Source organism: uncultured Shewanella sp., from assembly GCF_947501225.1.
Classification (GTDB): Bacteria; Pseudomonadota; Gammaproteobacteria; order Enterobacterales; family Shewanellaceae; genus Shewanella.
Genome location: NZ_CANMUW010000005.1, coordinates 138,601 through 160,888, shown reverse-complemented (window position 1 = coordinate 160,888; position 22,288 = coordinate 138,601). Strand labels below are relative to the sequence as shown.

General features: G+C 40.2%; 17 protein-coding genes and 1 tRNA gene. 13 read left to right on the top strand and 5 right to left on the bottom strand.

The features are described from left to right. The first annotated feature begins 94 nt into the window (after positions 1-94). The 9 genes from Q1B47_RS09595 to Q1B47_RS09555 all read left to right on the top strand — a co-directional run bounded on the left by Q1B47_RS09595 (position 95) and on the right by Q1B47_RS09555 (position 13,291). Positions 95-1,054: a 5'-nucleotidase gene (locus Q1B47_RS09595; protein ID WP_299792324.1), complete on the top strand. Its 960-nt coding sequence runs from the start codon at positions 95-97 to the stop codon at positions 1,052-1,054. 379 nt (positions 1,055-1,433) lie between these two features. After that, positions 1,434-4,433 (top strand): hypothetical protein, encoded by a 3,000-nt coding sequence (locus tag Q1B47_RS09590; protein ID WP_299792320.1) that lies wholly within the window; start codon positions 1,434-1,436, stop codon positions 4,431-4,433. A gap of 20 nt (positions 4,434-4,453) precedes the next feature. Beyond that, the gene (locus Q1B47_RS09585) at positions 4,454-5,155 is read left to right on the top strand and encodes a hypothetical protein (RefSeq protein ID WP_299792317.1); all 702 of its coding nucleotides are present in this window, start codon (positions 4,454-4,456) and stop codon (positions 5,153-5,155) included. Between the two features lie 87 nt (positions 5,156-5,242). Beyond that, positions 5,243-6,085 carry a hypothetical protein gene (locus Q1B47_RS09580; protein ID WP_299792314.1) on the top strand — a complete coding sequence of 281 codons (843 nt, stop codon included), beginning with the start codon at positions 5,243-5,245 and terminating at the stop codon, positions 6,083-6,085. After that, positions 6,085-6,816: a hypothetical protein gene (locus Q1B47_RS09575; protein ID WP_299792311.1), complete on the top strand. Its 732-nt coding sequence runs from the start codon at positions 6,085-6,087 to the stop codon at positions 6,814-6,816. Before Q1B47_RS09580 ends, Q1B47_RS09575 begins: the two co-directional genes overlap by 1 nt. Then, entirely contained in the window at positions 6,789-9,491 is a 2,703-nt protein-coding gene (locus tag Q1B47_RS09570; protein ID WP_299792308.1) for a hypothetical protein, read from the top strand. Before Q1B47_RS09575 ends, Q1B47_RS09570 begins: the two co-directional genes overlap by 28 nt. Before the next feature lie 264 nt (positions 9,492-9,755). After that, entirely contained in the window at positions 9,756-10,286 is a 531-nt protein-coding gene (locus Q1B47_RS09565) for a HEPN domain-containing protein (RefSeq protein ID WP_299792305.1), read from the top strand. Between the two features lie 13 nt (positions 10,287-10,299). After that, entirely contained in the window at positions 10,300-11,838 is a 1,539-nt protein-coding gene (locus tag Q1B47_RS09560; RefSeq protein ID WP_299792302.1) for an AAA family ATPase, read from the top strand. Continuing rightward, the gene (locus tag Q1B47_RS09555; RefSeq protein WP_299792299.1) at positions 11,831-13,291 is read left to right on the top strand and encodes a VWA domain-containing protein; all 1,461 of its coding nucleotides are present in this window, start codon (positions 11,831-11,833) and stop codon (positions 13,289-13,291) included. The genes Q1B47_RS09560 and Q1B47_RS09555 overlap by 8 nt, the downstream gene beginning before the upstream one ends. Before the next feature lie 106 nt (positions 13,292-13,397). Here Q1B47_RS09555 and Q1B47_RS09550 read toward each other — a convergent pair whose 3' ends face one another. The 3 genes from Q1B47_RS09550 to Q1B47_RS09540 form a co-directional block, all read right to left on the bottom strand. Beyond that, positions 13,398-13,820 carry a hypothetical protein gene (locus Q1B47_RS09550; RefSeq protein ID WP_299792296.1) on the bottom strand — a complete coding sequence of 141 codons (423 nt, stop codon included), beginning with the start codon at positions 13,818-13,820 and terminating at the stop codon, positions 13,398-13,400. A 204-nt stretch (positions 13,821-14,024) separates the two neighbouring features. Then, the gene (locus Q1B47_RS09545; protein WP_299792293.1) at positions 14,025-14,315 is read right to left on the bottom strand and encodes a hypothetical protein; all 291 of its coding nucleotides are present in this window, start codon (positions 14,313-14,315) and stop codon (positions 14,025-14,027) included. 678 nt (positions 14,316-14,993) lie between these two features. Further along, positions 14,994-16,226 (bottom strand): tyrosine-type recombinase/integrase, encoded by a 1,233-nt coding sequence (locus tag Q1B47_RS09540; protein ID WP_299792290.1) that lies wholly within the window; start codon positions 16,224-16,226, stop codon positions 14,994-14,996. A gap of 309 nt (positions 16,227-16,535) precedes the next feature. On the opposite strand from Q1B47_RS09540, the gene Q1B47_RS09535 reads away from it, so the two are divergent. The 3 genes from Q1B47_RS09535 (at position 16,536) to Q1B47_RS09525 (ending at position 19,122) form a co-directional block, all read left to right on the top strand. After that, positions 16,536-16,736 (top strand): hypothetical protein, encoded by a 201-nt coding sequence (locus Q1B47_RS09535; protein ID WP_299792287.1) that lies wholly within the window; start codon positions 16,536-16,538, stop codon positions 16,734-16,736. A 17-nt stretch (positions 16,737-16,753) separates the two neighbouring features. Beyond that, complete coding sequence (locus Q1B47_RS09530; RefSeq protein WP_299792284.1) at positions 16,754-18,157, top strand: site-specific integrase; 1,404 nt, start codon at positions 16,754-16,756, stop codon at positions 18,155-18,157. Positions 18,158-18,684: 527 nt separating this feature from the next. Continuing rightward, the gene (locus Q1B47_RS09525) at positions 18,685-19,122 is read left to right on the top strand and encodes a hypothetical protein (RefSeq protein WP_299792281.1); all 438 of its coding nucleotides are present in this window, start codon (positions 18,685-18,687) and stop codon (positions 19,120-19,122) included. 179 nt (positions 19,123-19,301) lie between these two features. Here the strand turns inward: Q1B47_RS09525 and Q1B47_RS09520 are convergent. Both Q1B47_RS09520 and cls read right to left on the bottom strand, forming a co-directional pair. Continuing rightward, positions 19,302-19,391: transfer RNA gene (locus tag Q1B47_RS09520), tRNA-Ser, on the bottom strand. 230 nt (positions 19,392-19,621) lie between these two features. Next, the gene (gene cls / locus Q1B47_RS09515; RefSeq protein ID WP_299792278.1) at positions 19,622-21,079 is read right to left on the bottom strand and encodes a cardiolipin synthase; all 1,458 of its coding nucleotides are present in this window, start codon (positions 21,077-21,079) and stop codon (positions 19,622-19,624) included. Positions 21,080-21,308: 229 nt separating this feature from the next. Here cls and Q1B47_RS09510 point away from each other — a divergent pair, with 229 nt between their 5' ends. Next, positions 21,309-22,190 carry an endonuclease/exonuclease/phosphatase family protein gene (locus tag Q1B47_RS09510; protein ID WP_299792275.1) on the top strand — a complete coding sequence of 294 codons (882 nt, stop codon included), beginning with the start codon at positions 21,309-21,311 and terminating at the stop codon, positions 22,188-22,190. The last annotated feature ends 98 nt before the right edge of the window (positions 22,191-22,288 follow it).

Below are 22,288 nucleotides of genomic sequence, written 5' to 3'. Positions count from 1 at the left end.
TCTCTCTAGGCAAATAGTATTAGTTAACAGCCAATTGCTTTGAGTTTCAGAAAATTTATGGTTGAATGTAACTCTCTAAAACAAGGAAGTTTTTATGCCATTAGATCTATCCAACACTCTAGTTGTTGGCATCTCTGCCACTGCCTTATTCGATATGGCCGAATCAGACCAGATTTTCAGGGATACCTATGAGTCTGATCCAGATACAGCTATCGAAAAATATCGTGACCACATGCTCGAGCATGAAGATGAACCACTACAACCTGGAACGGGTTTCCATCTGATAAAGGCTCTTTTGGGGCTCAATGAATTTCAGAAAGATGATGGACCCTTAGTTGAAGTTGTCGTGATGTCACGGAACAGTCCCGATTCAGGGCTTAGAGTGCTCAATACAATTCGGCACGATAAACTTAATATTACCCGCTCGGCTTTTACAGCCGGAGAAACCGTTGCCGACTACCTTGAAGCCTTCGATGTCGACCTTTTCTTAACCACCAATGTTAAAGACGCACAACAAGTGATCGACTCTAGACGTTGTGCTGCCGCAATTTTAAAAGAACCTCCAGCCGATGCACCTTTAATCCCTGAGGGACAGGTTCGTATCGCCTTTGATGGTGATGCCGTACTGTTTTCAGATAAGAGTGAATTAGTATACAAAACTAAAGGTATGGCCGAATTTCATGCCCAGGAAGATGCTAATCAGGATATTCCTATGGAAGAGGGGCCGTATGCCGCCTTGCTGCATAAGCTATCCAAACTTCAAGATAGATTACCTATTCGTGTCGAATTCTCTCCTGTTCGTATTGCATTAGTGACAGCCCGTAACAGTCCATCAGAGATGAGAGTCATTAAAACTCTCAGGCATTGGGGCGTCTATGTTGATGAGGCTTTTTTCTTAGGTGGCGTTGAAAAAACCAAAGTATTAAAAGCATTTAGGCCTCACATCTTTTTCGATGATCAAGATGTACATTTAGATGCAGCCGCCAATATCGTGCCATCAGGTAAAGTCCCATATTTGAGCGATTCGGCCCTGTCTGAGGATACGAGAAGTTAACTTTGTAAGCTTATGAACATCATTTTTATCTTGGTGTGTTGATAATGTAATCAAGTTAAGTGTTGAGGGAGGTTGCAAATGGTGATGCCTGTTGGAAATATAACGCTTGTGTGCCAAGAGTGTGGTTGGAAAAAATCGTATTTCTTAAGCTCTGATGTGGTAGTGGGGATCCCTAAAACTTGTCCTAAGTGCGGTAAATCTGAATTAAAGATGGAGCGCGACAGCTCATGGAGTTCAAAGGTGTGCTCAAGCATTCATGAACTATTAAAAAAATAGCTGTGAAGCAGCGATGAGTGGAGAGCTGAGCTTTCATCTCCAGCATTTGTGAAGAATGATTAACTAAAACTAAAACTAAAACTAAAACTAAAAGGAAATTAGATTGATTGATCATATGGGATTAACAAACAAAGAATCAAAACTGGGCTGGAACCCTCTTTCTCTTTCAGAAAGTCAGCTTATTCCTCTATTCAGTGAACAAAAAAATTATAAGTTTTTTAAAGTAAATGAAATAAGTGAAGGAAAATCAGCTGCATATCGTTTGGCTATGGCAAATGTGATAGGTACGTTACGTAATCAAAGTTGTTCATTGGTCTATTTAATGTCGTCAGAATATGGCGAGATATCTTTATATCTTGGTGTTGTAAGCGCTTCAGATAAAACAGATATTTATGAGTGTGGCGAGACAATTAAAAGTGCTTTTGAAGGGAATTTTTTAGGTGCAAAGATCACGGCTTTAACAGCTGAGGATCAACGTATCAGTACACTATTAAATACCCCTAATCATGTCGGATATATATCAGGCATCCCCTCATTCAATGAAAACGAAAGCGCCATTGCCGATCTTGATTTTCAAGGTATTGAACGTATTGCAAATTCATTAGTGGATGAGAAATGGCAATTAATGATTGTTGCCGAAGCAATGGAGGATGACGACATACTTGAATGGGTAGATAGTATCTACCAAATGTCGACAGATCTCTCTTCTGAAATAAAGCACTCCATTCAAAATGGAACTAATAAAGGACGTTCAAAAACAAAAACAACAGGAACGTCAGATTCAAAAACCGATGGAAGCTCAAATACTAAGAGCACTGGCTGGGACGAGAGCGGATCTGAAACTAAAAATCAAGGCAAAGAAACAAAGTCTAATGGTAAGAATGGCTCAAAAGCCGACGGTACGAGTAACTCAACCACAAAAGGAACCAATGAGTCTGATAGCGATGGCGAATCTAACGGTTCAAGTGAGTCTATAACTCAAGAGCGCGTTAATAAGAAAGCGGAAGAGATTCAAACTCATTTAATTGATAATTTATTACCTCGCTTTCGTTTAGGCTTAAGTAAAGGCATGTTTAAGACTGCTATTTATGTCAGCGCACAAAATAAAGCCCCATACGAGCGATTAACCAGCTCGGTGTTATCAATCTTTCAAGGCAATCAATCAACGATGACGCCACTGCAGTTACATCGACTGTCATGTAAAGATAGAGTGTGCTTACAAGATTATTTATTGTTGCGAACGTATCAATTAAGCGCGAAACAACAAGGGTTACTTGATCAGTCACAAGCCTCAGTTTATAGCATGTCGTTATCTCATTCTCATCTGTTAGGAGCAACGATTCTTAATAGCGAAGAGATCAGCCTAGTTGCCGGATTACCAAGTAAAGAGCTACCAGGGTTTAAGATTCGAAAAAGTGTTGATTTTGGTTTAAACATGCCTCAGAGCAACAGTAAACACCTTGTACTTGGAAATGTGATTCAAAATGGTCGATTACTGACCAACAAACCATTAACATTGCCGATAGCTGATTTGAGCAAGCACATTTTCATATCAGGGGTAACAGGATCTGGAAAAACCACAACATGTATGAAGATTTTGTTGGAATCTCAACTGCCATTTTTAGTGATTGAACCCGCTAAAACAGAGTACAGAGCCCTACATCAGCAGTGCAAAGATATTGAGTTTTATTGTATTGGTAATGAAAAGCTAACGCCATTTCGTTTAAACCCGTTCCAGCTCTCTAGCAGTGAATCGAGCTTGATGGGGCATATATCCGTTTTAAAAGCGACGCTAATTGCCTCTTTCCCTATGGAAGCAGCTATGCCATCGATTGTAGAAGAAGCAATCATTAAGGCATATCAAAATAAAGGCTGGGATATCTACTCTAATGAAAACTACTTATTCGATGCCCCTTTTTCAGAAGGAAGCATGGCATGGCCAACATTCAGTGACATGATTGAGGAGTTGGATGGGATCATTAAATCAAAAGGGATGGGCAGAGAGTTTGAAGAGAAGTATCAAGGCTCATTAGTTGCACGATTGACTAGTTTAACCCTTGGGATTAAAGGGCGGATGCTAAATACTCGTTTTTCAATGGATTTTGATCGTTTACTGGATAAACAAGTAGTCATTGAATTAGAAGAGTTGAAAGATGAGCAAGATAAATCATTCTTTATGGGGTTATTTATTTCTCGTTTGGCTGAATGTATGAAAGCTAGACATAAGAAAAATCCTGACTTTCAACACATCACCCTAATTGAGGAGGCCCACCGATTATTGAGCCGCCCAGAAGCAGGGGATCCTGAATCGAAAAAGCTTGGCGTGACAATGTTTACTGATCTGTTATCGGAAGTTCGCAAATACGGTGAAGGCTTAATCATTGCCGATCAATCTCCAACCAAGTTGGTTGCTGATGTGATCAAAAATACTAATACTAAAGTTGTTCATCGTCTATTAGACACCTCTGATCGTAATGTGATTGGTGATGCTATGAGCTTAGAAGATAATCAAAAAGATTTTTTACAGCATCTACAGCCTGGTGAAACCATTATTTACAGTGGTGGATGGCATGCTCCTATTCGTACTCAAGTGAAATCTTTAACTAATACCAACGGGGCTGATATACCTAAATCAGTGATCACTTCACGTGGGTATCATCAATTATGGGCACAGAAACAGGCTGTAATGCCGCATACCACATCTCAACTGTCGCTTTTAGATACGCCTGCGAAACTAGGGGGGTGGTTGCAATCAGGAGTGGGGCTGTTAAATCTTTATCTTCGTATCAATCAAGAGGTTACCAATGAAGATGCGGTTGAACAAGTCAACAATATGCAAATACGTTTTCAAAATCAATATCAACAAGTTATGTCAGATGTTGAGTTATCAGCAGATGAAGTTTCAATAATTTTAGCAAATCTGTTTATGGATAATGCGGTTTTTAAATGGAGTGAACAGGAGTGTCATTCAAATAAAAAACCATTGGCTCGTGTGTTTCAGGCGCTTTCTATCTCTATTGATGCATTTAGAGAAATTAACCAAGAAAGAGTAGTAAAAGCAATTTATGACGATAAAGAGTTCTCAGTTTTAACAGCAATATAAATTATTAAAGGGAAAATAGTATGGGTATTTGGGGTTCAATTAGTTCTGGTATTTCGTCTATCTGTAGTGGTGTAGCATCTATCTGCAGTGGCATTGGTCGAGGTGTTGGTAGTTTTATGACCAATGTCGCTCCTAAGTTAATGACGGTAATTGGTACAACAGTAAGTAAATTAAACACGGTATTAGCGGTTGTACAAGCTGTCGTTCAACTGTATGGCATTTTAAAACCAGAAGAGAAAGTGGAAGATATCGGTGATAAAGCGATACAGGCAAGTGAAGAAGGAATAAGCATGGATAAATTTGATGATTTTGATGCTTATATGGAATCACTGCGCAATTTTGATGTTAATCCAGAGCGTTCAAGTGAAATTGATGATGTGACAAAAAAATTATCAGGTATCGCTGTAGTGACACAAGGCTTATCTGAAAAGCTTAAGGTAAACGATAACTCTTTAGGTAATTTATGGACGCTACCTGCCTTAAATGCCCAAGTATTCACTGCCGATAGGATCAAAGCAATTTTAGACGGCACGATGAATCTTAACCATGTTGTGAGATATTTTGAAAAAGATCTCACACCACAAACAGCGCTTAGTGTTGAAAAAGGGCTGTTCGATGCTGAAAAAAAGCTATCGCCTGAAAAAACAGATTCCGAAATTTACCAAATGCTAGACAGCACCAAAACTGATATAACAAAGAAAAGTGAGCAGTTTTCAAGCTAAAACATTTAATTTTTTGCCGACATAACCTTGCTGTTACGGGTCTCCTGTGCCAGCAAGTGTGTCGGCTTTTATTGTATAAAGGTCACAATGGAAAAGTCAGTATATAGCTTATTACTTATCGATAAGCACGCAGCATTTTTTAAGAGATCTGGGCAAGAATGGGGCAATGAAACCATCTCAGGAGAGTCCTGGCACTTAGCCTCATCATCTAATGAACTACTGCAATTAATTACTAAACTCAATAAAAAGATAAACAGTGAATATCAATTAGAAAAAGTGTCTTTAACCCTTGTTTATGATAATAGCTTTGCGTCTAAAATTGGCGAGTTGGCATCTATTTTACATGAGTATAAGTGCCAGCAATGGCAACTGCTCAGCTATCCACTGCTTGCCAAACATGCTCATGCAGAAGAGGGCTATCAATCTCACTCTTCATTAGACCAATCATGGGTGTTAACTGCTTTACTTCCTGTACTTTATCATCGCTATTATCAGTTTACCGATACGTCGCTATCAGTAGAGGAGAACGGTAGGCAGGAGCGTGTGGTGGAACATCACAGATCAGAAGAGCAACGATTATCTGTAGAATTGAATGATTTAAAGATGCAGGTAGAAACGCTTAAACAGCAAGTTAATATTCAACATAAATTGGATTTAGAGCAATTGCTTTGCTTTTTACCGCTGTTTTATAAAGAGGTATGGACAGTCGTTAACCCAGAGCAGATAGCATTGCTGAGTGGGAATCTCATAACCAAAATTAACATTAAGTCCCCCTATAGAGACCCTGATAAAAGTACATTATTAGCGTTGAAAAAGCAGTTTTTAAGGTTATCAATCCAACAGCAGAGTAACATTGTAGATTTTTGTTTACGTATCGAGCACCCACTTGAAGTTCGAAGCGAAATGGAGTCTTTTTTGGAGGACGCATAATGCCAAATGAAAAAGAACGAACAAGAATAGATAAAATCAAATCTCATGGGTTTATGTCTAATGAAAAGCTAGATTATCAGGATCTATTGTTGCTATTACAGCACGATAATGAGTTTCGTGAACTCATTACTCAGGTGGTGCATTCTTCAGCTAATGCGCTCGTTGAAAACGCAGTAGTGCCAAAAGCCGAAAATGTGGTTGAGAAGGTCGTTGAAGTCGAAAAAATTGTTGAAGTAGAAAAAGTCGTAGAAATTGAAGTCGAGAAAATCGTCAACAAAACCATTGAACTGCAAGACCCAATTCGGAGTGAGCTGAAGGTACAGTTAGATGCGTTAAGCTGGTTAACTCAGCAACCAGAGCTCATGCAATGCTTAAACCTCAAACCTAACCTTACTCAAGGTCAGATGTTACTTGCTTGGTGCGCTTTTGCTAGTAATGCACAAAATATTATCATGCTGTGGGAATGGTTCAGTGAGCAGTGCAGCGCAGATAAGCGAGCAGTAACGACGGAAGAGCTACATTTTTTAGAGCTGACCTTGCAACAGCATAATGCCAATTATCAGCAACATAAAGTGACACTACTTGCTGTTACAGAAGGCACGTCGTTTGATTTTGAAATTCATAAACGCATCATTACTGCCCAAGGTAGCGCTGTAGAGCAATGTTGTTTGGCTGGTTTGCTCGATACAGGTGGCAAAATACTGTGCAAGCCATTGGTGAAAACATATTAATGGTCTACGAAAAATTAATAACTCTTTTGAAGAATATAGTGATCATGAAAACAGAAAACAATAACCAAGAGCAACAAAACTTATTTCCACTGACTCCACGCCAGTTTTTTCAGTTTGCAACTCATTTGACGAAGAAAATTAAAGCTGAGCGTTTTTGGAAAATAGAAAATACATCAGGTAAACAGCTTTTGTTGTTAGATTCTAAAACGCAGTTACTATGGCCGTTAACGTTAAAAAATACTACTAATTATTACCCTGACGATGCAAAGAATATAGCCGATAAATATCAGGACTCAGAGCTCACAGGTTGGAAGTTACCAACTAAAAAAGAAATGTGTAGTTTTTCGCATGACTCCAGCAACCCATTGAGGGCCGGAGGAAATAATTATCTATTTTCAACAAATTACTTTGCAGTTGTAAATGGCCGTTGTCAACTTTATTATCATGAGCATTTTGATCAAGGGGGTGACGGGGCTGTATTTCCTATACATAGTTTTTTAGTTAATAATGACTCTCAAGCCTTAATCACCATGCTGACTAAAAAAGAGTGGCAACTAACCTCCTATCAAACAGGAAAAAAACTGGTAATCAAAGATCAGGCACAAGAGTACCTTCAAGATCTCGATTATAGCCGAGCGCGCTTACCAAAAATTGAAAACACCCAATTTACCGATCCAAATAAAGGTATGTGGGAGTTTTATAATAATGACTTAACCGCTGTAGCAGCGAAGCAAGGCATTAAATCTCGCAATCCTGCATTGGATGTCATAAAACACTCTTATGTAGGAATCGATTTTGGCACTAGCAGCACCGTTGTCTCTTTTATGGAGAAGGGGGAAGGGAAATTATTGCGAGTGGGGGTGCAAGACTTCTACAAACCTATAGAGCAGAAGCACTTTGAGAACCCAACGGTATTAGAGTTTATCGATATACCTGAATTGTTATCCGCATGGCAAAGTGAGGCGTATAAGCCAGAGGTAAATTGGGATCATGTTCACTGTTCCCATGAAGCGCAAACTCGTTTTCGAGATAATGATGGTGACACACAAGTATTAGCCAGTGTTTTAACTAAGATGAAGCAGTGGGCATTTCGTACAGAAGAAGAAAATCAACAAGTCACAGTAGTGGGTTTCAATAACCAAGTAGAATTGCCTTTAGATGCATTAACTTTACGAAAACCAGTAAAAGGGCAGGCTCTTGAAGTTTCAGGTAGTGATCCTTTTGATCCTATTGAACTATATGCATGGTTCTTGGGGTTAAACATTAACTGGCGTCAGCGCGGATTGTTCCTGAAATATTTAATGACGTTTCCTGTCGATTATTCGAAGCAGGTAAAAGAGAAAATCCTAGCATCATTTAGCCGTGGCTTGCAGCGAAGCCTACCAAAAGAGCTTATCGAACAAGATATATTTGATACTTTTTCTGTGGAAGAGCGGGCTTCTGAACCTGCGGCTTATGCGGCGAGTGCATTACCTGCATTAGGCATTGAGCCGACAGAAGAAGGTGTTGCTTATGCGGTATTCGATTTTGGTGGTGGTACTGCTGATTTTGATTTTGGAATATACCGACTTGCTACGGAAGAGGAAGAAGATGATCACGGTTATGAGCAAGTGTTTGAACATTATGCTGTCGCGGGGGATCGTTTCCTAGGGGGGGAGAATTTATTAGAAAATATGGCATATCAAACTTTCCAGCATAATTTGGAAGTGTGCCGTTCAAATCGCATTGCCTTCACTTGCCCGCTTGATGCTAAATCATTCTCAGGCTCTGAAATGTTTATTGACCGCACACAAGCAGCGCAAACTAATACCCAGATGATGATTGCAAAGTTACGTCCACTGTGGGAACAAGGTGATTTAGCAGAGAATAGCTTGTTGAAAGTAAGCTTATTAGATCGAAATGGAAAAAAAGTTGCTTGTGAATTTCAAGTCGATCAAAAATCTTTACAAGAATATATGGAGTCGCGAATTACTCAAGGTATTCATAACTTTTATCGTTCTATAAAGTCAGCCTTCGATGGTAAAAGTATTGACCATGTAGATATATTACTAGCAGGTAACTCAAGTCAGTCTGAGTGGGTTTCGTTGGTTTTTTCCGATGTAGATCCGAGTGTTCTTCCTGAAAATGAAGATGAAGATGAAGATGAAGGCGATGAATACTTTAATTCTCTTTTTGATGGAAACGCCCCATCTATTAAAGTGCATCTACCTTTAAAATCCGATGACAATAATCCTCATGCCCCGACCTGTAAAACAGGGGTTGCACTAGGCCTGTTATCATTACGACCGGGTAGCTCAACAAAAGTGATTAATCATGTGTCTGCAGCAACAAAGGGCGAAGCGCCTTTTGCTTTTCACGTTGGTCAAATAAAGCGTGGTAAATTTTCGGTGGGATTGAAACAATCTGCAACTTATCAATGTTGGCACCAGATAGGTGTAGTACGTGAGCGTATGTTTGAGTTATATGCCACCCAAAGTGCCAATGCGATTGATAATAACTTGCCATCAAATGATCCCAGCTTGGTTGCCATGATGTTTGAGTTTGTTGGTAATACTGAAAAGCATAAAGTGTTTGCAAGAGCTACAGGGCCCAAAGAGGTCGAAATCTGTACAGCTCCAAGTGTTGATTTGCTAAATAGTAATGCAGAAAACGTCCAAATTGTATCATTAGTATAAGATTAAAGATTGCATAGGAAGTGCCAATGAGAGAGAGACTCGTTGGCACTTCCTAGCTTATCAAAGCTGATAACTTCTAATCATTGCAAAAGAACAGTTGGGTCAAAAGGAAGAGGGGAAAACTAGCTGCTTATTAGTAGGCTGCGTAAATTAAAATCAATATTTTAAGTTCGTAAGCTTATAAACTCCATATTCAGTAAAAGTGAAATATATTATTTACAAGTCGCACTAGACTGTATGTTATACAACTATAAGGATATTAGATTGACAAAGTCATTAGATTCTTTTCGCCAGGCACTTGGCGAAGCACGTGAGCTTTCTGAGTGTTATGACCAGTTAAACGTTCACCCTGAACTAACACCCCCCTCATCATTAAAGAAAGCCTGTTTGATTTTAACTTTGACTGCGTGGGAAACATACGTTGAAGATGTTGTCTCTGAGCTATTTGAGGAGAAGTTCTCGTTGCTCAAAGGTTCTAAGCTTGGAAAGTTTGCAGAAAAGCAACTGAGTGAGCGTTTGAAGTTCTTTCACAACCCTAACTCAAAAAAAACGAAACATCTCTTTGAAGAGTTTTTCGATATCGATGTGACCGAGCATTGGCAGTGGAATAATGTGATGCCTAAAGATGCGAGAGAGCAGCTGAATAAGTGGATAGCCAAAAGAGGTGAGGCAGTCCATAGAGCAGGGAATGAAGTTAATCAACCTCAGGTTATTAACAAGAATGACCTAGGTAAGTGTCTTAGATTTTTTGAAGAATTGGCAAACTCTACAGATAAAGCACTGGAACAAATTTAATAGGAAATTATAAATGGATTTACAAAAAAGAGTTACCCAAATAATTAGCCATATAACAGAAGGGATGTTTGAACGTGAAGATGTTATTGCCGTCGCCTTGCTTGGTGCACTATCAAACCAAAATACATTTTTATTCGGCCCTCCAGGTACAGCTAAAAGTTTGATATCTCGTCGTATTGCATGTGCTTTCGATGGCCCAACATATTTTGAGTGTCTTATGAACCGCTTCAGTACCCCTGAAGAGGTGTTCGGTCCGGTATCCATTAAGGCGTTGAAGGAAGACCAATATACTCGTAAAACTGAGCGATACTTGCCTAGAGCAGAATTTGCCTTCTTAGATGAGATATGGAAGTCGAGCCCTGCAATTTTAAACTCTCTGTTGACCTTGATTAATGAAAAAATCTTTAAAAACGGTGAAGAGATAGAGAAGGTCCCTTTAAAGGCACTAATTGCTGCTTCTAACGAAACTCCAGTAGAGAATCAGGGGTTAGAAGCACTCTATGACCGCTTTATAGTTCGTTTGATGGTTGAGCCTATTCATTATAAACGCAATTTTGAAAGCCTTGTGAATGCGCAACCAACAGAAGCTTATATAAACCTGCCAGATAACCTCATTATCAAACAAAGCGAATGGCAAAATTGGTCTACTAGTATTTGTTCCGTTTCTCTTTCAAATGAAACAATGCTGATTATTCACAGCATTAGACGTGCATTTGCAGGCAAAGCTGAGGAGTTGAATATCTATGTGTCTGATAGGCGCTGGCAGAAAGCGGCTCAGTTATTAAAGGCTTCTGCTTTTTTTAATGGTAGAGCAGAAACTAATCACAGTGATGCTTTATTACTGAGTCACTGCTTGTGGACAACTGAGGAGAACCGTGAGGCGGTAGTCGACATTGTTCATGCAAGCGTCAATAACGCAGGCTTTAGTTCGGATATCAGCTTGGCAGAACTCGATAGAGAGAAAGAAGATCTAGATAAGGAAATTCATAAAGAGCTTTTTTATCGAAGTGATGTGTATGATGCTGAAAAGATAGGCAATAAAAAGTATTTTAAGGCATTAGTCAATTTTTCTTATGGAGAGAGCTGGAATAAAAAAACGGTAAAGCGCACTTTGTTTATTCCATATTCAGAAATGAAGAGTAAGAATGAATTTAAGCCTGTTAATGCGAATGGGAATGAATTGGATGGTTATAGATGTTCATTTGATGGGCAGGGAACATGCGCAATAAAAGGAAAAAAATTCGATAATCGTTATTCGGCTGAAACAACGTTTACACCAAAAGTGCTGTTTTATAAGGGTGATAAAAAGGATGAAGTGAATCATCGACTGGTTAGTGCTTTAAAAGTTGACGTCGTTGGTATAAGAGAAAAGCTGATGGGCGTGTTGGAGTGTTGTGAAGCCAAGATGAAGGACTATCGTTCAGAGTTAGAATCCCCCTTTGTTAATGATGAGCTGATTTCAATTCCACTTAATGGCATCCAAAAGCAAATATCTGATTTAAAAACCAGAATCAAGGATTGCGAGCGCCTAGAGGCCCTGTGTTGTGAATAATATTGACAAGGAGGGCGGCAAGCTACTTTATGAAATACATTCTCAGCATGGCGAACTGTTGAGCAGTAGTGAATCCGTGAGTAATGAAGTAGAAAGACAACTGGCTAGCTGGAAGCGCCATAGCCGTCGTAGCATTGAGCTTGAGTTTCCGTTTTACTATGAAGCCAGCATGTTCTCCCAGTTTGATTTTTCACTTCACTCTGTGACTAACTTCAAGCGGGGAGTGGACGCATACAAGTCCCTCTGCCTGAATGCCAATATGAATTACAACGCATTTTGGGATAACGAGCTTGCCCAATATCAAGCCAGTCAAAATAAGCAAACAGTTGCGACGCATAGAAGCGATACACTTGCTTCGTTCAACCTGTTGTCGCAAGAGTGGAGTAAGTTACTCGAACAACTCAAATCAACCTGGGAGCTTGAGCAGATACAGTTCTTACGAAGTGAATTTATCAAGAAAACGTTGCAGAAGCTTGCGCTGCTGGATGAGCTCTATAGTTGCGTTAAAAGCTTAGGGCTGGAACCTGGCATTTTCTTCGACCTGTCCAAAGGTGGGTTGGGTCTTAGTGATATAGCAAAGATAAAAAGCTGGCTCGAGTATCTTAAAAATGATGAGGGAGTACAGGCACTGCTGGAACTAATGGGCCGTGTGATGCAGGTTAAACAATCAGAAAAGCAGGAAGAAATCACTCAAGTTGTTTATCAGGAAGTTTGGATTCCTGATACTAACTCAAGAGAGGAGATTGTTGGCATCAAGCTTGGTAGAGACCTTGAGCATACTTTACCAAATGAGCTTTCTTTAATGAGTGACCCTGTAACTTCAATATTATTCGATCTCAAATATGTTGAATCGAGCCTGATGTGTTTTGATATGGTGGGATTGCAGCAGGAAACAATAAGTGAAGAGGAACGAATTTTCCAAACAGTATCTGAAGATGAGAATAAGGGCCCTATTGTTATTTGTGTCGATACTAGCGGCTCTATGCAAGGTGCTCCAGAAACTATCGCAAAAGCTTTAACTCTGTTGATGGTATTAAAAGCCAAGAACGAGAGCCGAGCTTGCTACCTGATAAATTTTTCCACTCAGATCGAAACACTTAATTTGTCAGGACCTTTTACTATGGAACGTTTGATGACATTTTTACAGAAGTCGTTTTATGGGGGGACCGATGTGGCACCTGCCATTCAACAAGGTATAAATGTAATGAGTTCTGATGATTATAAAAATGCAGATATGTTGATTATTTCTGATTTCATTATGTCTGGTTTACCAAGCTCGTTACGCAGTTCGATAGAGGAACTAAGGAAGAGTGGTAATAAATTCTATTCGTTGGTTGTCGACTCATGTTGTATGGAGCACAGGCTGAAAACATTGTTTGATCACGAGTGGGTTTATGATCCCTGCGATTCCAGTGTTAAAGAGTTACTAAGTTTTACGAATGTAATAGATTGATTATATTGGTATTTTATCAAATCTTCCGATAGCAACTGAGATAACGATGTATTTTAAAAAAGCGAGCCATTGTTGGCTCGCTAGTAGGTTTTGCTTGTTCTTTAGTCTAATAGCCTTTCACTAGTGTGTCATCTCCTACTAGTATCTTCTCTGCCCAAAGTTGCTCAGCAGCTTCTAGGTAGAGTTCTGGCGGAAGGCCGAAGACGCTTTCAAACTCCTCTTTAAATAACTCACAGAATGTTGCAATGTCCTCTTTTAGCAATAGTAGAACTATGTACATGTCTGTTCCTGTTAAATACTGGCTTTCTAGCTCTGTATGTTCCTCTAGTATTGATTTACTGATGCTTATCCCAAGTATTCGTCCTGCTGAATCTCGATGTTGATAGATATAGCGGGTGAAAATCAGCTCCAACTCGCTATCGTCCTCAATGTGATAGTCTGCAAGCAGCAAAATCGTGCTGTGGTCGTTCCACGGTGATTTAGATTTTCTTTGATACTCTCGAATGAACTTTGATTTGATGTCACTCATAACTGCTCCTAGTTTGTCTTCATAGATAACTAGGAGCAGGTAAGGGGAAATTACTTAACTTGGGTTGTTAAGTTCGCAGCACTGGGTAATCGGGGGTAATACCATCATCATTGTTGGTAATGAGAAGAGCCAAGCCTCAAATGAAACTTGGCTGGTAAAACGTACTTATTCTATTTGTGGTGAAGAAGCTATTCCCAGCAATTCTTACATATAGTCAATATAGCTACTGATAAAATGAGTGAGAATATGTGTCTCCAGAGGATCAGATATTTCGTGCCAGAGCCCTTTTTGTACTTGGTAATAAAAATAATCGTACTCTTGAAAGAAGTCATGTTTTTCAGAATCTGCTTCAGTTTGTTGTTGCTCCACAATCTCTTTAAGAATGGTCAGTGCGTTAAGCAGTTTTCGTTTCTTTTCAGTCATGATATTACAACGGTCATCTAAATCGATTGGCTCTTGCTCTAACACATCAGTGAGTGAATTTATTGTTTTCATTTTAAACTCCAACTTTTAAATAACAGGAAATTTGCTTTCATACTAGTTAAGGTTTGGCGTGGGATATTATGATGATTGATGTTGGCTGTTTTGTGGGGCATTAGGTAAATATATCCTCTATGATCCCCACTTCTTTTTTGTAACGAGTTGGTTTTATTGACCCTGCACTCGGTGGCATGGCTCTTTCAAAGGTATCTAAAAGATTAAAAAGGTGTGATATTTTGATAGTGAGTCTAGTGTTAAAAATGATAGCTGAGCTTTGGTCGACATCATTGATAAAAATACAGTGATGTTGACCAAGTGGGCTTATGGCAGGGCCGCTGTTGCAGATTCTAAGAGTTAGCTATCTTATAGCAGGGACACTTCTAAGCTTCTTTTTGAAAATATCTCTCTAATTCCGAACGTTTACTTTTCTTTATCTTTCTTGCTTATGTGTCTTATATACATAGAGCCAAACACCATAACAGCGAGCGGTAGTAAAAATACAATTGGCGAGTTGAGTATGTCCATATAGCCTCCTTTAAGTGCTTTTTAAGTATACACTTTTAGTTAGCGGTCGTAAGTATTCGGTACAATACATCTGGCCTGGTTGGTTGGTTGGGTGGTGCGCCGCTAACTATCTGATATTGTTTTTGTTGTTATCAGTATTTGTATGTGCGGGATGCTCATGCAATTGACTTATGATGTTTGGCATTTAAACGAGTTGTTTGCGATACTAATGATATTGTCCATGTAGGTTGGTAACCATTTTGCGTAATGCTTTTCGAGCATTTTGATACTCGAATGTCCCATCTGGAGGGCAACCCAGCTCAAAGGTGTTCCTGCTGATATAATATGCGATGCATATGTATGACGTGTTTGGTTTGCACCTCTATAGCGAACACCAGCTTTTAATAGAAGCTGCCGGAAAAAACGGTCGCTAAAATAATTATCATGGATATATGGGGCCTGGGTGTAGGTGTTATAGAACACGAAACTCACTTCTACATTCTCCACTGTTTTATTGTCTGCTTTTAACACTTGAATCGAACGGGTCAATTCCTTTCGGTGTTGTTGGATGTATTCATTGAGAACTTTCTCAGCAGGTTCTAAGAGAGCTACAGTGCGAACGCTGCTCTGCGTTTTGGGAACCTTGTATTTGCCATTTACAACAGCTCTTTTAATCGAAATTGTTTTCTTATCTAGATCTATGTCTCCCCAACTTAGCGCCATCAATTCACTGAGCCTCAATCCCAGATAACAATTGAGCCTGATCATAAATTTTTCACTGACTCTATCGGTTTCAGTTGCTGAAATTTTTTGCATCTCTTCCAGAGTGAAGGGATCTGGACCTCTGCTCACGACAGTGAGTTTTAACTGTTTTGTCGATCTAAGCCGTTCGAAAGGGTTTTCTGTAATGGCATTATCGATCAGTGCCAGAGTCAGAATTTGGTTTAGAAGGGTTAATAGTTCCTTGATGGTCTTGTTGTTTAGGTATGAGAGTTCGTGGCTCATCCATTGCTCAATCAGCTTTGGTGTGATTGCCTTTACGTCTAAATGACCGTACTTAGGCACGATATGCTTAATAATTTTATTTCTGTAGTTGGAGAATGTTGAAGGTGCTAAGTTGAGCTTTTTAGTGTGTAAAAACCTATCAATGTAGGCAGTTACTAAGTTCGGTGTGATTGTTCTAGCAGGTTGAGCTATCTCCAGGAAGGCTTCCAAGTTGTATTTAGCGAGATTTAGCAGTTCACTGGCTTTTGAAGATGCCATTATCAGGCCCTGTTTAGTGCAAGATGCATTCTCAATTTTTATTCTGTGCAGTTTGTTGTTGACCCGAACACTGGCCCGTATGGAGTTTGGTCCTCTGATATCTAAATTTTTTAGGTTGTTGATCTTGCAGAACCTTTTTGCTTCATCAGTCGTCATCATAATTTTTTTAAATAGTTAATGAAAAAAATTTTATTTTTTTGCAGTTTTTATATTACCTATTGATTTTACAGTATAAAAAAGCTATAAAAAGGAACTTTCGCTGCGAAGCTCAGCCTAAATTCCTTATCTAGTAATTTTCTATTTTCTCTTCACTTTTTCTTGATTGTCGCTATATATCAGTTGGTTACAGATTTTTTGGTGGCTTTTTTACATTCTTAAATAGAGGCGGATTTTGCTTAACCCTAATTTAATAGATGAATAGGCTCGCAAATATAATCGTGCTCAGTTACTTACACGTGGGCAGGAAAAATGGAAGCAATGGTATCTGGGTATTTAGGCTGGGTTAAACCAAAGAAGATCGAAGAGCTCAAAGGGATCACTGAGGGGTCGCTTAAAAGCAAAATTAAACGCAAGGTATTGACCAAGGGGCTGCACTACAAACTCGTGGATGGTTCTGTAATGATTCATTTTGAGCGCTTAGATGCTTTTTTTGAAGAGGCCGCCGTTTAGCAATGAATCAATATGTCATGAAACCTGTTACTTCAATGCTAATGGCTGAAAGTAAGCTTGATATGCTGCTATCTCCTAAGCAAGCGAAGGCCGTTATTAAAGAAAATTCAGTTAAGTCAATTGAGGTTCATGGAAGGCGTGCGAGAGCTATCATCAGGTGTAAAAGTGTTGGCAGCAAGGTAGTAAAGGTTCCATTGTCTAACCCTTTAACTTTTCTTGGGATCATGGCGTCAAAAAAAATAATCGAAGACTTAAAAACTAAAACAATAAAGGAACTAGAGACTCTGAAATCGTATAAGAAATCCAGAGTGTCTGACGTAAATATCGAAACGCTTGTGGAACAGAAACGGAATAGGTCTGAAAAGACACTTGCTGAATCGACCAAGAAGGGTTACACCACTTGTTATAATCATATCATTAAGGATTTTGGGAGCCAAAAAGCAAATCAGATCACGAGGGATGATATTTTTGATTGGTGTGATTCTTGTGACCATCTATCCCAGAAAAGTCTCAAGGAACGCTTAAGGTTACTGGATGGCGTATTTAAAGAAGCTGTCCTATCTAAGGCAATAGGTGAAAAGCCATTTGATTACGAGGAGTTAATTAGGTCGTATTGCTGTGATGTGGTACTTGATAAGCGTGTCCCGCATTTCATAAAGCCTGAATTGCAGAAAGTCAAAGAAGCCACAGGTGATAATGATCTAATGGCCCTTTATATGTTGTTGCATTGCTATACAGGACTTAGATACTCAGAACTTCTTGCTCTTGCCTGGGAGGATATTGATTTCGAAAATAATCAGATTATTGTGCAGCGCGCTTTGGTTACTAAACAGTACAAATCTATAAAAAACAGAGGTGAAACCAAACGTATAGTAACGCTTGCCGAGCCAGCTAAAGTGGTGCTGTTGAAACTCAAATCTTTAACCTGTCACTTACCAGCAATGGAAGTTGAGGTGAGGGGAGCAGATCGAATAAAACGTATTCAGTCATTGCATTTTGTTGTTACAAACCCATTAACACGATCTAGAGAAAACATTTATCACCATTATAGAAAGTTATTTTATAAAAAGTTGACTGAGCTAGGTATTAAAATACAAGGACCAAATCAGTGCAGGCACACATTTGCGATTATGCTGATCAATAACGGAGTATCTTTGGAAGATGTTTCGGCCGAGTTAGGTCACTGTAACACTCGTACGACAAAGAATTATTATATAGGGGCAATGGCGCGCAACAAGCCAACGCCTAAGAAGGTGGCTGAGATGTCGAAAGCGCTTTCCATTACACCGTCAAAAGATGCAGTAGAACCCAATTTTTCATACAGCCTTCCCCAAGTTGCATTGGATAGCTGTGATATTGAATGTTCAGGTCATTGGATGGTAACGAATAGGCTGAGTAGTTCGAACCATGCTTATCAATAAGTACATAGCGAATAGAGCCAACTTTCGTTCTCATAGGTGTGGCGTGTGGAGCACTATAAAATTCACAAAGCATACATGATGTTATCAAAGCCCAATGGATTGGGTTGGTAATAATCATTTAAAAACTGATAAGTTAGCAGGTGGCTTCTGACTGTTATTGATTCCCCTTTGTACTATACCTTGCTGTTACGGTATACAAATCCAGTATTTGCACCTGGTTCTATGTAACTAAGGCTACAGTTATTATATGAACCATTAACTAAGTCCCGGCAGGTTTGGGGCTGATAGAGTTGTCTGTTTCCCTTCGAAAGACCACATCTTAAAAACCTTTGTCAGAATCATAAATGACACTCTGATGTCTGGAGCCTTCAGAGAATGGACCTATACTGAATACTTACAGTTCATAGGGTGAAACCTTAGCGTGACGATCCGATCAAGCGTATCAATACAGACGGAGTGGGAGCTTTTGCTCCTACTGCAGCGGCTTAAGCGCAGAACGATATACATAAACTGATCATGGACGAGAGATGGAAATCTTAAAAGGGTTATATGCGTTATTAAAAATCATGTTGTTCAGCAGCCAAACAGTGATTAATCCTACCCCTATTACTGTTACTGATGAAGTGACCAGACTAAAGTTTCCAAAGCCTGTTACTGCAATCAATTACAGAGCAAGAATTGAGATAGACGTTACTCATATTCTTGGTCCTTATGAAAACATAGTTGAAGGGTTAGATACGATTTCAGCAATGTATCCTGAAGGGTGCCTAACAGCTAGATTGATAGCCTTAGATGGATCTGAGTTTGTTCTGGATGAAACTGGTTCCGCCGTCGGAGGAGGTAGTTATGTTGTTTTTCACTCCTTTAAACCTATACCGCTAAATATCGAGTTTGAATTTGTTGAAGTTACATCTTGTTTCCCCATTAAAGATGCAACTCTGGTTTGGCGAAATAGTGGTATGTGACTGACGGCTAATAGCAACCTATCTATGTTGGGGAATGTGTAATGTTGGGGTTAGCTTGTTTGTGCTTCAGATGTAGGAAGGAGGGCGGTACTTTTGTAGTTTGAACAATACAAATTGATCCCAAAAAGATCCCAAAACAAAAACAGCAACCCGTAGGTTGCTGTTTTTGTTATGGAATATGGCGGTGAGGGAGGGATTCGAACCCTCGGATGGTTTAACCCATCACACACTTTCCAGGCGTGCTCCTTCAGCCACTCAGACACCTCACCATATTGTTGTTAACTCAGATTATGACTTCTGTGAAGACATCGCCTGTTAACGGAGTCGTACTTTACGCAAAACCCATAACCCGGTCAAGCGATAAAACAAAGGATTTGGGTGTTTGCATAATAGATAAACAAATCATTAGATAGCAAGCGTTTTTCCTGCCTTAAATCTAAACTCTTCTTATCATTTGCAAGTTTAAATTTCAGATGAATATACAAGCCTGTCTTTACTGTTACAGCAGTGGGCTGAATAGGTAGAAAAACTGCTCAAATACACGCTTATAAACGGGACGCCTTTGCCATGCATTGAGGTCGACCAGATGGGCGTTATCCATGTACGACTGCTGTAGACGGTTGAGTTTCTCAGTAAAGCTCAGGTCGTCCACCGCTAGTGTGACTTCGAAGTTGAGCCATAGGCTACGCATATCCAGGTTAACTGTGCCGATCAGACAGTGGCTCTCATCAACAACCACTGATTTAGTGTGCAGTAACCCGCCGTTGAACCTGTGAATTTTTACCCCGGCGGTTAACAGCTCACAAAAAAACGATCGACTAGCCCATTCAACCATCAGGGAGTCATTCTTGTGGGGAATAATAATATTGACGCAGACACCGCGATGGGCTGCGGCGATGAGGGCGACCAATAAGTTTTCGCTGGGTACAAAGTAGGGGGTGGTTATTACTATTTTATGTTTGGCCTGGTATATGCTCTGAAGTAAAACTTCGTGAATAATATCTTCCGGCATCCCCGGGCCTGAGGGAATAACCTGTACCATATCGACCTTTTCCGGTTCAGTATGTGGTTTACAGCTGGGCTGCTCAGGAAGTTGACGTTGGTTGGTCTCTACCTCCCAGTCCCAGGATTGAATGACATTGAGCAGAGGCACAGTTGTACCGGTTATTCTGATCATGACATCTATCCACTGACCGACGCCTGAGTCAGCTTTGAAGCAACTTGGATCGACCAGGTTCATTGAGCCGGTATAGGCGATACTATTATCGATAACGACAATTTTCCGGTGCATTCTAAGATCAAGCCTTCGAAAAAGCACCCTCAAAGGACTTACCTTTAAAGCTCTGGCAATAATAATACCCTCGGCTTCTAATATTGCCGGCCATTGGCTTCTAAAAAATTGATGGCTGCCGGCAGAATCTAATAATAATTTTACAGATACATTTCGCTTAGCGGCATTGATAAGTGCCAGTGCCACCTCATCGGCCATTCCACCAGGGTGCCAGATGTAGAACTCCAGTTGGATGCTATATTTTGCCCTATCAATATCTTTGATAAGAGATGACAGGATCTGCTCGGGTGTGGATTGCAGCTCAAGATCGTTATCGGCCAGTGAGGGAATACCTAAGCGATTTTCGCATAGGGTACTGATAGATTGGGCATGTTCACTTAAGATGTTCGGGCGGTACTGGCGGATCTGGTAAAGTTGGGCGAACCAATCGGCGTATGGCTGATACATATCTTTAGCACGTTGGGCACGCCGCTTACCGATATTTTGCTCACCGAAAAGGAGATATGCGACGATGCCCACGACGGGAATCACATAGATCACCATCATCCAGGCAAAAGAGACGCCAATTGATCGGCGTTTGATAATTACCCGGACGGTGATACCTGCAATGATGATCCAGTAGAGCAAGATGCCGGCAAGTGTTACTAGTTGATAAAAATGAGCCATGGTTTATACGTCGCTATATAAAATTGCCTGAAATCAGTAATGTTTAGTGTGCAATTAATTGCCGTGAAATAACAGTAATTTAGTTTATGGCGTAGACGTTACTTGATGTATTAACAAGAATTAATCGAAAATTTACCTTATTGTAACGCTTATGGGGAGTGGTGATTGGTCTTTTCCTCTGTCAGCATTTATTATGATAGATGAATGCTAAAATTTATGATGTTATAGAATGAAACCAGCTAAAAAAAATCGCTATCTGCAGGGCTTGCTCTTTTTCCTCGTTACCTGTTTGATTACGACTTTCTCGGCCATTAACTATGCTAACGACACGCCGAAGGTGATGATTGATTTGGTAGAGCCAATTTTTGAATCTCAGTGCAGTGACGAGTCCTCCACCGGCTATCTGGATCTTGACGGCCGGCTGAATGTGTCTGTGTGGAATATCTATAAACAGAAAAAGCGCAACTGGAGACGTGTACTCAACAACCTCTCCCATTCGAGCCAGCTGGTATTACTCCAAGAGGCGGGATTGTCAGAGGAGATGGTTCATTTTATTGCGTCCCGTTCCCTGAATGTCGCAATGGCAAGAGCCTTTAAACTCTTCGGAACCTCGCTTGGTGTGATGAACCTCTCCGATGCAGGGGCTATCAATGCCTGTGCGTTCCATGCAACCGAGCCCCTGATAAGGTTTGCCAAGTCTGCTCTTGTTACTCACTATCCACTCTCCAATGGTGAGAGTTTATTGGTTGTCAATCTTCATGGAATTAACTTTGACTGGAAATTGACCCGCTATACCGAGCAGTTCGAAGCACTGAGCCTGGAGCTTAGCGGGCACTCGGGTCCGATAATACTTGCCGGGGACTTTAATACCTGGAGAAAGGACAGGTTTGAACTGATCGCCGAGTTTGCAAGACGTTTCGATTTAAGTGAGGCCGAGTATCACCTCGATGAACGGCAGCGATTTTTTGGTTTGGCTTTAGATCATCTCTTCTACAGAGGGCTCGACTTTCACCATGCAGAATCGAGAGTGACAGATGCATCGGATCATAATCCAATCATAGCTCACTTTACCCTCCGGACCGCTCAGCAACATAGCGAGTGGGCAAAGTGAGTGGTTGTGCCGGTTGACATCTCCTAAGCACTGCTCTTTTCCATGATTTCGGTGTTATGATAACCACCTAAAACATCGCTCTCTCAACAGGCCATATC